Below are 12,861 nucleotides of genomic sequence, written 5' to 3'. Positions count from 1 at the left end.
CATTGAATCGGAACGCACACGTGGACCGACAACCGGCATGTCCCTTCACATCATCGAGCAAATCTATGACAAACGAGCGAAACGGCGATGCGATTGTCGCGGAATCGTTTTTGGATGTCCGCGCCAAACTGCTTGAAGTCGCCGCAACGTTGGATCGAATCGACCGAGCATGCCAGTCGGAGACGTTGCAGGAGGCGGCCCAATCGAAGCGGGATCTGTTAGGCGAGGCAACGAAGATCTTGTTGTCTGACGCTCCCAACCGTGCCGAGCAACTGCAGCAATTGTTCTCACGCGAGTACGACGCCGACTGGCGCGAGCAATTTGGATTCACCGCCAACTGACGCACCTGACGGTCAGCGTCCCCCCTTACACCTTGATTGATGACGTATGGACTACATCGACCCGCACATCCACATGGTTTCCCGCACCACGGACGACTATGCGACGCTTGCGCGGATGGGCTGCGTGGCAATGAGCGAACCGGCCTTCTGGGCCGGCTATGACCGTGGCAGCGTGGACGGTTTCCGCGACTATTTTCGCCAGCTGACCGAAACCGAACCGGCGCGCGCCGCACAATACGGCATCCAACACTTCACCTGGCTGTGCATCAACGCCAAGGAGGCTGAGAATGTCTCGCTGTCGCGCGAGGTGATCGCCATGATTCCGGAGTTTTTAGACAAGCCCAACGTGCTCGGGATCGGCGAAATCGGACTGAACAAAAACACCAAGAACGAAGCGACGATCTTTCTGGAGCATCTGGACTTGGCGGCTAAGTACGGCCAGTCGATCTTGATCCACACGCCACACCTGGAAGACAAGTACCAGGGGACGCGGATGATCCTGGACATGCTGTGCGACGACCAGCGACTGGATCCCGATCGGGTCTTGGTCGATCACGTCGAAGAGCACACGATCAGCGAAGTGCTCGATCGCGGGTTCTGGGGCGGGATGACGCTGTACCCGGTCACCAAGTGCACCCCCGAGCGAGCCGTGGACATGATCGAACAGACTGGCGGTGAACGCCTGCTGGCCAATTCGGCCGGCGATTGGGGGCCGAGTAAGCCGACCGCCGTCCCCGATTTGATCTTCGAAATGCGACGACGCTCTCTGCCGGAATCGTTGATCCGTAAAGTCGTCTATGACAACCCGCTGGAATTCTTCTCCAAGAGCAAGCAGTTTAATTTCACTCCGCGGGGCTAGGGCTTCCGTCAATCCTGGTGTCGGGGTAGCGGAAGTCGCCAAGAGTTTCGCTGTCTGCGGCGAAGCCGCCCGGGAGAACGCCGAAAGCCTCCGCGGCTTCCGCTACCGCCCCCCACACAGCGCCCGATCCCGCAATCACCGTATTGCCGCTAGAATTGTCCGGCGACCGGCCGGTCTTGCAGGGACCGGTTGCGCGTTTCAGCCATGCGATCCGGAGTCCGCTGTGAAGGGTGGAGAGAAAGGGAATTCGTTTTCGACCTTTGGTGGCGTCTTCACCCCGTGTGTGTTGACCATCCTGGGCGTCATCATGTTCCTGCGCTTCGGGTTCGTCGTCGGACAGGCCGGAGTGTTTGCGGCATTGGTCATCGTGCTGGCCAGCAATGCGATCACCACGCTGACCAGTTTGTCGCTTTCGGCGATCGCCACCAACACACGTGTCGAAGGCGGCGGGGCGTACTTTCTGATCAGCCGCAGCCTGGGGCCTGAATTCGGCGGCGCGATCGGGTTGGTGTTTTTCGCCGCCCAAGCCCTTTCGGTAGCGATGTACGTGATCGGTTTCTCCGAGGCGTTGATGGTCCTGCTGCCCGAGGGGACGTCGCCGATCCTGGTCGCTTCGGTGACCAATCTGCTGGTGACGGTCTGCGTCTGGGTCGGCGCCAGCTGGGCGATCAAGATTCAATTTGTGATCCTGGCCAGTGTGGCGATCTCGCTGCTGTCGTTTTTTGGCGGGGCGGCCGGACAGTTCGACGCGGGCAATCTGGCCTCCAATTGGGGCACCGGCTTTCAGGGTGGCGAATCGTTCTGGACCGTGTTTGCGTTGTTTTTTCCCGCGGTGACCGGGATCATGGCCGGTGCGAACATGTCGGGCGACCTGCGTGATCCGGCCCGCTCGATCCCCGTCGGGACGTTGTCGGCCGTCGCGACGACCATGCTGATCTATGCCTTGATGGCGGTCTGTCTGGGTGCGAGTGCCAACCGTGACGATTTGATCGGAGACAACATGGTCGTCGGCAAGGTCGCCATGTTCCCGATGCTGATCACCTTGGGCGTGTTTGCCGCGACGCTTTCGTCCGCCTTGGGCAGCATGATGGGCGCCCCGCGGATTCTGCAATCGTTGGCCCGCGATCGCGTCTTTTTGCGGCTGGTCCCCTTCGGCGTCAGCGGCAACGACGGCGAACCGCGGCGGGCGATTCTGGCGACCGCCCTGATCGCGCAGACCGGAATCATGGCGGCGGATCTCAATTCGATCGCGCCCCTGATCACGATGGCATTTCTATTGACCTATGGGCTGCTGAACCTGGCGACGTTTTACGAATCGATCACAAACAATCCCAGCTATCGGCCTCAGTTTCGTTACAGTAACTGGGTCACCGCGCTTGCCGGCGCGATCGGGTGTGGTTTGGTGATGCTGTTGATCGATTGGCGTTGGGCGATCGTCGCCAGCGGTTTGGTCGCCGCCCTGCACAGCTACCTGACGCGAGCGGACGTGAACGCGGAGTGGGGCGATTTGAGCAGCGGTTTGCTGTTCGAACGCACCCGCCGCAATCTGCTGAAATTGGAAGACAGTTTTTACCATCCAAAGAACTGGCGGCCTTTCGTCCTGGCGTTCAGCGGCAGCGGTTTTTCACGCCCGCATCTGGTTGTCTTCGGCAGTTGGCTGTCACGCGAAACCGGCGTCTTGGCGCTGGCCCAAGTGATCCCCGGCGGGCTGGATGACCAATCGGAGCGTTTGGCCACTCAGGAATCAATCTTGCACGCGATGATCAAAGAACGCCACTTGGCGGCGTTCCCGGCGGTCGTCGTCGCCAGCGATTACACCGCCGGCGTCCAGGCGCTCGTTCAATGCCAGGGGCTCGGACGCCTGCGCCCCAACGTGGTCTTGATGGGATGCCCCCTGTCGGGCGATCGGATGCGCGTCTTTGGCGGCCTACTGAGAAATCTGGAAGGACTCGATCGCAGCGTCGTGGTGCTGCGGCAAACCGATGATTCCGAAGGCGAAGACGTCGCACCGGCGGGCACCGTCGACGTCTGGTGGCGGGGGCGAGCGAACGGGGAACTGATGGTATTGCTGGCCCACCTGATGCTCTCCCACCCGACCTGGCAAGGGCGACAATTGCGACTGTTGCGGGTGGTGCAAAGCGATTCGGCGATTGATGAAGTAAACTCACACCTGGAAGGTTTGCTTCGGGAAGCCCGTATCGTCGGCCACACGGAAGTCGTGGTGTCGGACGATCCGGCCACGGCGATTCAAACGACCAGCCGAAATGCCGCGTTCGTCTTTCTGGGATTGGCGATTCCGGCCGAAGGGGATGATGTGGAATTTCTGGCACGATTGGAAGCACTGGTCGGCGACCTGCCGCGGGTCGCGTTGGTGCACAGCGGCGGCGGAATGAAGTTAGAGAGTTAGAAATGGGCAGTGTGTTCCAAGAGTCCGCCGTGCGGAGCGGTTTGGTTTCCAAGCGACAAATGGACAAGGTCCTGGAAAAGGTCGGCCGCGATGACGATGCGCTGATCGCCGCCACGCTGGTCAAAAGCGGTTTGATCACCGAATACCAGGCACAACAACTGCACGTCGGACGGACCAAGTTGACATTGGGGCCGTACCTGATCACCGACTGGATCGGCCAGGGCGGAATGGGCCAGGTGTTTAAAGCGGTGCACAAAGTGATGGGCCGCGAGTGCGCCGTGAAAGTCTTGCCGTTGGAAAAGTCGACGGCCCTCTCACGCGATTCCTTTACCCGCGAAATCCGAGTCCAGGCCGGGTTGGATTGCCCTTTCGTCGTCCGCGCCTACGACGCCGGTCGCGACGGCAACGTCCACTACCTGGTCACCGAATACGTACCGGGAACCGACTTGCGAAAACTGGTCCGTCGCGGCGGCCCTCTCTCCATGCAGCACGCCGCATTGGTGATTTCCCAAGCCGCTCGCGGGTTGCAATACGCCCATGACCTGGGTCTGGTGCACCGCGACGTGAAACCGGGAAACATCCTGGTCACCCCCGAAGGCCACGCCAAAGTTTCCGACATCGGACTGGCAGCCTGGAGCATGGGGCTGGACGATGACCCGCGGGCCGGAAAGATTGTCGGGACCGCCGACTATTTGTCGCCCGAACAAATCCGCAACCCGCGCGCGATCGGCCCCGCCAGCGACCTCTATTCGCTCGGCTGCACGCTGTACTACACCGTGACGGGCAAAGTCCCCTTTCCCGGCGGCGATTCCAAAAGCAAGTGCAAACGCCATTGCGAACAGACGCCCTGGCATCCGCGAAAATTTGCCCCCGATTTGTCAGAAGACTTCGTTGACACCATCGCCGACATGATGGAGAAGGATCCGGCACGGCGAATTGCGACCGCCACCGAAGTGGCCGAACGACTGGAAGCCTGGTGCGCCACGTCGTTCGAAGTCGACCGGCCGATCGAGCGGCAAGCTTGGACCGCGCCCCCGATCGGCATGGACGACGCCCCGGAGTTCTATCCCAATGCCAGCCCCGATGCGCCGCCCCTGTTCGGCCCCAATCAAAACGGATCGGGACACTACAGTTCGGGTCAATACAGTTCCGGCCAGCAAGGCTCGGGCAACATGGGATCCAAAGTCGGCATGGTCCCGTCGGATTCCTCCATGCCGGCGATGTTGGACCAGCCGATCGATCCGGCCATGTCCCGCGAGCGACGCAAACCGTTCCCCGTGGGCTTTGTCGGCGGATTGTTGCTCGGGATTGTGCTCGGCGCCCTGACGGCGCTCTACTGCGTTCGCGAGTTTCTGTAAACACGCGCTGACGCCAGCCGGGTGCGTGAGAGATCATGCGTTTTTTGGAATTGCACCCTCCCTGGAGAGGTCGTGCGGTTTTTAACCTCTGATTTAGCAGGCGTTTACGACTTCACCCTCCCGCTGGGAGGGTCGCGGAGGCGTGAGCGACGACGCGGGGAGGGCTGATCCGCGATTCGATGCGACCGGTGGATGAAAGTTTGCGCGGCAATTCACCGTTCGCCCCCCCCTCGCTGCGCTCGACCCTCCTGCCAGGAGGGTGAATGCACTTGTTTAGTCGCTCCGTCTGTTAACTTGGCTTCGATGGGGCCAACGGAGCGCACGCAAACACGACGCTTCCAAGCACTCAAACCCAGAACGCCACTACCAACGATCTTGGGGACGCTCCAGAATCTCGCGCAATATGAAGGCTTGTTGCAGCCCACCGGGGCGGCGCAGAAGATCCAGCAGTTGTTCGGCGGGAGTGCCACCGGCGATTGAGATGACACCTCGATCGGCCGGCTGAGGATCATGAATCTCGGCAGTTTGCTTTGCCAACCGTGCACGTGCTTCCTCGGCCTTTTTTTTTGCCTCGGCCAGTTTGCGTCGCCGCTCGGCCAGCGGGTTGACCGGTTCTTCGACAACTTCCGCCACCGGAATCGCCTCTTCCACCTGCTGGCGAACTTGGCGTTCTCGTCTGGCTTCGGTGTACTCCGGGCGCGGCCGTGGCTTTGGCCTGGCCGCTCCACCGCCACCGCCAGCTTGCTGCTGCTTTTGGGCGCGGCGTTCAGCGGCACGTTTGAGAAAATCTTCCAGGTCGCCAGCCATGTTTCACTCGGGTGGGTTAGGCGTTCTTGCGTTCCAGACTGTCACGAGACTGACCGGTCGTGGCGATCGATTTTCGCATCTCCGTATCGGCGCTCACGTTTTGCAGTTTGTAGTAGTCCAAGATATGCAGTTTGCCGGTTCGGAACGCTTCACTCATCGCTTCGGGGACCGAGGCTTGGGCCATCACCAATGCGGCACGGCTTTCTTCGACCTTGGCTTCATTCTCGCGCTCTTCGGCCGCCGCGGCCGCACGTTTGCCTTCGGCACGAGCCCGCGCGACTTGGGTATCGGCTTCGGCCTGGTCGGCCATCAGTCGTGCACCGATGTTGGCACCGACATCGATGTCGGCGATGTCGATCGAGACGATTTCAAACGCCGTTTGCGAATCGAGTCGTTTCGCGAGCACCGCTTTACTGATCACGTCAGGGTTTTCCAACACCGCGGCGTGACTGGCCGCACTACCGATCGCGCTGACAATCCCTTCACCCACCCGGGCGATGATCGTTTCCTCGGTCGCACCACCGATCAGCTGTTGCAAATTGGCTCGCACCGTCACCCGGGCACGAACTTTCAATTGAATACCGTCTTTGGCGACCGCATCGAGCGAGGGTTTGACCGCACCGCGCGGCGGACAATCGATCACTTTGGGATACACACTGGTCTTGACCGACTCCAACACGTCGCGGCCGGCCAGGTCGATCGCCGCCGCCTCTCGGAATGTCAATGAAATCGTCTTTGCCTTCTTGGCCGCGATCACCGCGCGGACGACTTGTTGCACGTTGCCGCCGGCCAAGTAATGCGCCTCCAACGCCTCGCTGGTCATCGCCGGATCGTCCAACCCCGCTTGAACCGCCATGATCTTGCTGCGGACGATCGATCGTGCATTGACCTTTCGAAACGTCATCCCGATCAAATCGCCGAATCCGACGCCGGCACCGGTCAACCAGGATTGAACCCAGATCCCGAAGTAACTGGCAAAGACAAACACGACGACCAGCACGACGCCGATCAAAATCAACGCGCCCACAAGCGCCGGGACCGTCAAATCACTCGCCTCGACGGCAAGCAACCCCAGTGACGACATGTCCGGTGTAGAGCGAAGTGACGACCCGAAAACCATTGTGTTGCATCCTGTCCGTGCGAATCGAGTTCAGCCGATCGGCTTGCTTGACCAACCGCGGTGACTACCAACGCGCGCCGGCCGATCAAGACCTCCGTCAAATGTACAGGATCCGATCCCCCGTCGCGACACCCGTCAACATGGCCGCAAAAGAGTTTTGAATCCGTTTCCGTCAGTCGTCCAAGTCCTCCAAATCCAACGACTCCAGCGTTGCTTCGATCGCATCGGTTCGACGTTCCACTTCCACTTGTTCCGGTTCGATATCGGACCGCTCCGCGGCGCGGACACGCAGTTTGCCGGCCACCGCGCTGATCACGACGATCGGCGTCCCGGCATCGATCGGGCTGCCGTCGGACACCGCATCGAGTCGCTTGCCATCGATCACCACCAATCCGCTGGGCAACAGGTTCGTCTTGGCGACCCCTAAATGCCCCACCAAATCTTTCCGCTTTTCGCCACTCCGCAATCGACTCTCGGTCGGTTCATCCAACTGACCGGGACGACGATTCAAAATCAGTTTGCCGATCGGGGAATGCGGCCAAAATCGGATCATCAGGTACAACACCAGCGGCGTCGAACCCATGACCGTCGTAGTGACCGCAAAACCGGCCGTCGCACTATGAGTGAACGCGATCACGATCGATGTCGTCCCGGCGATCGCCGCGGCAACGCCGACCATCCCCGCGCTGGGAATAAAGAACTCGCCCACCAGCAGGACAAAGAACAAAGCTAGCAAAGCAAGCGAATAGGTCAGGGGCATGGGCTACTCTTCGACCACCACTTTGGCACCTTGCACGTCGACCACCGTCACCGAAACACCTTTGTCGATCATCGATCCGTCGCTGACAACCTGGACGATTTGATCTCCGAACCGTGCCTTTCCACTCGGCCGTAGCGGCGTCGTGGTCTGCCCGGTCTGGTTCAGCAGCGCGCTGAAATCCGCCAGCTTCTCCGCTTGATCGATCGCCTGGGCGTCCGGTGTCTCCATGACCAAATGGCGAAACAGGGGCAAATGGGGAAAGAACTGACGCATCAGGACGAACCCGCCAAATAGGCCCATCAGACCGCCCAAAGCCGCCCAGATCCCGCGTGTGATCACGGTCAGCTGGTACGAGTTCTGCGGCAGCACAAACGTCTGGCTCATCAACACGATCGATGCAATCGTCATGATCAGCCCGCCGATGCCGAACACCCCGAATCCTGGAATCACAAAAATCTCCAGCGCGATGCATGCCAATCCCAGCATCAACAGCACCAGTTCGAGCCACTCCGCGGTCCCGGCCAGATAATTCATCCAGAAAAACAGTCCGAAACAGACCATCGCCAGGAAACCGGGCACGCCCATTCCGGGCGCGTTCATTTCGGCCGACAAGGCGACGAACCCGACCATCAACAAGATCATCATCAGCCCTTGGCTTCGCCCGAGTCGCTCCACGAAGCGAACCAGCCCGCGATCGGACACCGGTTTGGGGACCGATTCCATGCCACTGCGGCGGGCGACGTCGTCGATCGAGTCGCTGCGACCATCGGCCAACCCCAACTCGATCGCCCGCTCAGCCGACAGCCCGTCCTTCATTTCAATGCGTTCGCCTTTTTCCCAGCGGTCGCGTTCTAAATCGGGATCGTCGGCCTGGGCAACCAAATCGGCCGGGGTCGAATACTTGACTCGGCCGGTCTTCTTGTTCGTGTACCGATAGACCTCCAAATCGCTGCACAACAAACCGCGAATCAACCCCGCTGGTCGTTTCGTGGCCCTGGCGATGGTGTCGATCAGCTCGTCGTGATTGTCCAAATCGGTCAGCGAGATCTCGTCGGCCCCGCTCCCCCCCAACACCGCTTCGGCGGTCATGTACAGTGGTTTGCACGACAGTGCCAACAGTGCGCTGTCGCTGCGGGCCTCGGTGCTGATGAAACCGACGACCGAACGCAAGGGCGGTTCGGGCAACGCGAACGTGCTGGCCAAACTGGCGCTTTGGTCCAGGTCACCGCCGTTGGAATCGAACGCGACCAGCCAGGTGTTGACCGAACCGTCGGTCAGCGATCCGTTCAGATTGCTTTGCCAGCGTCGGACGCGGCTGCGCGAGATCGAGCCGGCGATTTCCAGCAACACGCCTTGGGTAACACCTCCGACGGCGGCCGAGTCGACCGGGGTGATTTGCGCCAGATCCAACACCTCGGCCGCTTCTTCCAACGTTTCCACGATGCCGGCGGCGATCCGCGCCGAACGCAATTGGTTGGCCGAAAGCGTTCCCGGAACCCCCGCCGCGCTCCACACCTCTTCCCCGAGCACCTCGCCTGTTTCACGTAGTTTCACGAGATCGTCACCCGCGGCGAATGTTTTTCCGCCGCCGACCTTGCTGACCCAAGCCAATTCGACGTCGGGATCGATCAAGGCGCTGACGACCGATTTTGGGAACAGCCCCCGCCGCGCGGCGATACTCTGGTAGGTCAGCACGATGGTTTCGTCGTCGTCACTTTCCCCGGCCGACGCATCGATCAATTCCGACCCGGACGAAAGCAGAATTGCGTCCGACGCCAGGATGGGCAGCAGCGAATGCCCCGTCACCGTTCCTTGGACAAACGAGACGACTCGCAGGGATCGCAGGCGGTCGCCGGTGACGGCCCGCGCGACCTTCAGTGCGTCTTCAAACGAGGTCGCTTCCCCGCCCGAGGAATCCGCACCGTAGCGCAACACCACGTCCAAGCGCCCGTCGGTGGGCGCGGATTTTGCCAGTCGTTCCAGCTGGCCGACCAGGGCCGTCGCCGACTGGCTGCCCAGCGGCACGGGAACGTCCACCACATAACCACTCTCGGCGTCCGCGGCGGCACCCGGCGGAATCCAAAGCAGCGCCAAAACGGCGAACGAAAACCAAGCTCGAAAGGTCACGACACCCACTCCATAAACGACAACGACGACGCACGTTTGATTATAGGGCACGAAAGCCCCAGGACGAGGTCGCTGTCGCTTGTAGATGTCGTCCCCGGTGGAAGCGGGGCACGTCGGTCGACGCCGGGATACTCAGCAGAGCGTGGAAAAGACGCAGAATTTTCCTTGGCAAGGTCGCCGCACTTTATCGACAAATCGTCCGGCGAAAGAAAGACACGGGCTGAATCGGCTCTCGGGAGAAAGATCCGCCCGCGGATGGCAAAGCGTACCCACGGATGTCATTCGGCCGGGAATCCGCGGCTACGCTTTACCATCGGTGGCGTCAACTCGTCGCGGCGTTCCGGCACCGCGTTTGCAAGCAGGCCAACGCATATTGAATCGGTGCGATTTACGTCGGCGACGCTGATACCCGGACCACCGCGATCAAACCGACCTCAGCCGGCCACTCGCAGCTTGGGCCGCGATTCTTCGGTCAGCATCGCTCGGATGCGTTCAAAATCCTCTCCATCGCTGAAATGGATGGTGATTTTGCCGCGGCCGCGGGCGCTGCTTTTGATTTCGACCTTCGTGCCGAACACCATCCGCAATTCCTGCTGCATCGCTTCCAAGTGCGGGGAGGCTTGGCGGCGTTTTTGGCGGGTCGCGTTGACGACCTTTCGCCCGGTCTCCTGATCCTCCTCGGCCTTCAGCATTTCCGACACCAAGGTTTCGGTGGCGCGGACACTGATCCGGCCTTCCATGATCTTGTTGGCCGTCGTGATCTGGACCTGTTCGTCGCCGATCGGCAATAGCGCCCGGGCGTGCCCGGCAGTGATCTTGCCCGCTTGCAGCAGATCCAGAATGCTTTCGGGCAGTTCCAGCAACCGCATCAGATTGGCGATCGTGCTGCGGTCAATGCTCAACCGCCGCGCCAAGTCATCTTGTTTACATTTGTGCTCGTCGATGTAGCGTTTGAACGACAACGCCTTTTCGATCGGGTTCAGGTCCTTGCGTTGCAGGTTTTCGATGATCGCCAGTTCTGCGACCAGACGATCGTCCGCCTCGCGGACTTCGGCACGGATCTTTTCCATCCCGGCGTGAATCGTCGCACGAAGTCGACGTTCGCCGCTGATCAATTGATACCGGCCGTCGACGATGCGGACCAGGATCGGCTGTAGTTGCTGGTGGCTCTTGATGCTCTCGGCCAGCGACGCGATCTCTTCGGAATTGAACTCCCGCCGCGGCTGGAACGGGTTGTTTTCGATCTGGTCGACCGGCAACATCAGCGCCTGGACGCCGTTGGACTGGCCAGCGTTAGACTGGCCGCCACCGCCCGATTCGCTTTGCGTCGGATTCCCTTCCTCGTCCAGCGGGCTGCCGAGCAATGCGGCCAAACCTTTCCCCAAGCGACGATCTTTTGTCCCGGCAGATGAACTAGTCACGCTGTAGCACCTCCATGCACAACTGCGTATAAGCGAACGCACCACGGGATCGCGGGGCGTATTGGAAAACACTTTTGCCGTGGCTGGGGGCTTCGCTTAGCGAAACGTCCCGCGGCACGACGGATTCAAACACGATATCACCAAAGAACTCGCGGACCTCCTGGTCGACTTCGCGAGTCAGTTCCAAACCGGGATCGTACATGGTCAATAGGATCCCGCCAAAGGTCAGTCGGCCGTCGGTTGCGACGATGACCTTGCGAATGGTTTTGATCAGCTGCGTCAGCCCTTCCATTGCGAAATACTCGCACTGGATCGGCATCAAGACCTCGGTGCTGGCCGCCAAAGCGGTTTGAGTCAATTCGCCGACGCTGGGCGGACAGTCGATCAGCACGAAATCGTACTGCTCGAGCACACTGTCCAGGTGCTTGCGGACTCGCATCGATTGCTGGTCGTCCGAGGTGGCCAACAAGTCGATGTCCTGGAACGTGCGGCTGCCCGGCAACAGCGACAATCCCGGCTGTCGGGTCTGGACGATCGACTCGGCGATCGACACGTCGCTGACCAAGGCATGCCCGTTGGTCGGCTCCTGTCCCAGCGAACTGGTCGCATTGCACTGCGGATCCATGTCCAGCAGCAAACAAGACTGCTCGGCGATCGAAAGCGCGGCCGCCAGATTCACCGCGGTCGTCGTCTTACCGACGCCGCCCTTCTGGTTCACCACGCAAAGGATTCGTCCCACGGTCATCGTTCCCAAGAGAAACAGTTCCGAACCGAACAGCGGTTCTCGTTTCGCGGGAAACTAGGCAATGCGACTCTGGTGAAACAAGGCCGGTTTCACAAGAAACTGGGGTTGACGCGGCGGGGAGGGGAGTTGGGAGTTGGGAGCTGGGAGAAGGGGAGCTGGGAGCTGGGAGCTGGGAGATGGGAGATGGGAGATGGGAGCTGGGAGAAGGGGAGATGGGAGATGGGAGATGGGAGATGGGAGAAGGGAGATGGGAGATGGGAGATGGGGAGAAGGGGGCAGAATGATGGCATGCACGTGGGCGGAAGCTCGGCTGGCTGTCGGGACGCCGATTAGCTGACTGCCGCTGTTGGCATCCAAAGCAGATTCTCTCTCTTGGAAAGTCGATTGAATGATTGCGGCTTCCAGCATCCCGTTTAAATTCTCTCTCTGGGAGAGACGGCGTTTGCGCAGCAAGCAAACGCCAGAGAGGGCGCGCGCTGCAATCGTCGCCGCCGGAAACGCTGCTGGTTGGCAAAAGTCCCGGCGACTTCCGCTACGCTCATCTCCATCTGAAGCGACCATCGGCGTCCCCCGACCCGGAGCAAGAATCCCCGCCGGCCAGACGCCGCCCCCAGTTCGCGTTCCCCCGCGCCCCATTGCCAACATCGCGAGAAACGGCCTCCCAGCTCCCAGCTCCCAGCTCCCAGCTCCCCACTCCCCACTCCCCACTCCCCACTCCCCACTCCCCACTCCCCACTCCCAACTCCCCACTCCCAACTCCCAACTCCCAACTCCCAACTCCCAACTCCCAACTCCCAACTCCCAACTCCCAACTCCCAACTCCCAACTCCCAGCTCCCAACTCCCAGCTCCCAGCTCCCAACTCCCAACTCCCAACTCCCAACTCCCAACTCCCAACTCCCAACTCCCAACTCCCA

Annotated in this window: 10 protein-coding genes; 4 read left to right on the top strand and 6 right to left on the bottom strand. The window is 60.7% G+C overall.

Features of this window, described 5'->3' with window-relative positions; all coding sequences use genetic code 11:
* Window positions 1-65: 65 nt before the first annotated feature.
* From H1B37_RS26820 to H1B37_RS26805, 4 genes are all read left to right on the top strand, one after another.
* Window positions 66-341 (top strand): hypothetical protein, encoded by a 276-nt coding sequence (locus H1B37_RS26820; protein ID WP_182870357.1) that lies wholly within the window; start codon window positions 66-68, stop codon window positions 339-341.
* A gap of 46 nt (window positions 342-387) precedes the next feature.
* Window positions 388-1,200: a TatD family hydrolase gene (locus H1B37_RS26815; protein WP_182870356.1), complete on the top strand. Its 813-nt coding sequence runs from the start codon at window positions 388-390 to the stop codon at window positions 1,198-1,200.
* A 223-nt stretch (window positions 1,201-1,423) separates the two neighbouring features.
* Window positions 1,424-3,607, top strand: coding sequence for an APC family permease (locus H1B37_RS26810; protein WP_353620931.1), 2,184 nt, complete (start codon window positions 1,424-1,426; stop codon window positions 3,605-3,607).
* Between the two features lie 2 nt (window positions 3,608-3,609).
* Entirely contained in the window at window positions 3,610-4,965 is a 1,356-nt protein-coding gene (locus H1B37_RS26805) for a serine/threonine protein kinase (RefSeq protein ID WP_182870355.1), read from the top strand.
* A gap of 363 nt (window positions 4,966-5,328) precedes the next feature.
* Here H1B37_RS26805 and H1B37_RS26800 read toward each other — a convergent pair whose 3' ends face one another.
* The 6 genes from H1B37_RS26800 to H1B37_RS26775 form a co-directional block, all read right to left on the bottom strand.
* Window positions 5,329-5,772, bottom strand: coding sequence for a hypothetical protein (locus H1B37_RS26800; protein ID WP_182870354.1), 444 nt, complete (start codon window positions 5,770-5,772; stop codon window positions 5,329-5,331).
* Between the two features lie 16 nt (window positions 5,773-5,788).
* A complete protein-coding gene (floA, locus tag H1B37_RS26795; RefSeq protein ID WP_182870391.1) occupies window positions 5,789-6,856 on the bottom strand; it encodes a flotillin-like protein FloA in 1,068 nt (355 codons plus the stop codon).
* Window positions 6,857-7,064: 208 nt separating this feature from the next.
* Window positions 7,065-7,652, bottom strand: a complete 588-nt coding sequence (locus H1B37_RS26790; RefSeq protein WP_182870353.1) for an NfeD family protein — start codon at window positions 7,650-7,652, stop codon at window positions 7,065-7,067.
* Window positions 7,653-7,655: 3 nt separating this feature from the next.
* Window positions 7,656-9,779 (bottom strand): NfeD family protein, encoded by a 2,124-nt coding sequence (locus H1B37_RS34570; RefSeq protein WP_182870352.1) that lies wholly within the window; start codon window positions 9,777-9,779, stop codon window positions 7,656-7,658.
* Window positions 9,780-10,213: 434 nt separating this feature from the next.
* A complete protein-coding gene (locus H1B37_RS26780; RefSeq protein ID WP_182870351.1) occupies window positions 10,214-11,200 on the bottom strand; it encodes a ParB/RepB/Spo0J family partition protein in 987 nt (328 codons plus the stop codon).
* Window positions 11,193-11,939: a ParA family protein gene (locus H1B37_RS26775; RefSeq protein ID WP_353620930.1), complete on the bottom strand. Its 747-nt coding sequence runs from the start codon at window positions 11,937-11,939 to the stop codon at window positions 11,193-11,195. Before H1B37_RS26775 ends, H1B37_RS26780 begins: the two co-directional genes overlap by 8 nt.
* Window positions 11,940-12,861 lie beyond the last annotated feature (922 nt).

It is taken from the genome of Stieleria mannarensis, assembly GCF_014154935.1.
Lineage (GTDB): Bacteria > Planctomycetota > Planctomycetia > Pirellulales > Pirellulaceae > Stieleria > Stieleria mannarensis.
Note: the sequence above shows the minus strand (reverse complement) of the source record. Positions and strands in the feature narration are given on the sequence as shown.

What these genes read in the sequence shown, in the direction of transcription:
- H1B37_RS26820 (WP_182870357.1), top strand. Translation starts at nt 66, where the DNA reads ATGACAAACGAGCGAAACGGCGATGCGATTGTCGCGGAATCGTTTTTG.
- H1B37_RS26815 (WP_182870356.1), top strand. Translation starts at nt 388, where the DNA reads ATGGACTACATCGACCCGCACATCCACATGGTTTCCCGCACCACGGAC.
- H1B37_RS26805 (WP_182870355.1), top strand. Translation starts at nt 3,610, where the DNA reads ATGGGCAGTGTGTTCCAAGAGTCCGCCGTGCGGAGCGGTTTGGTTTCC.
- H1B37_RS26800 (WP_182870354.1), bottom strand. Translation starts at nt 5,772, where the DNA reads ATGGCTGGCGACCTGGAAGATTTTCTCAAACGTGCCGCTGAACGCCGC.
- floA (WP_182870391.1), bottom strand. Translation starts at nt 6,856, where the DNA reads ATGTCGTCACTGGGGTTGCTTGCCGTCGAGGCGAGTGATTTGACGGTC.
- H1B37_RS26790 (WP_182870353.1), bottom strand. Translation starts at nt 7,652, where the DNA reads ATGCCCCTGACCTATTCGCTTGCTTTGCTAGCTTTGTTCTTTGTCCTG.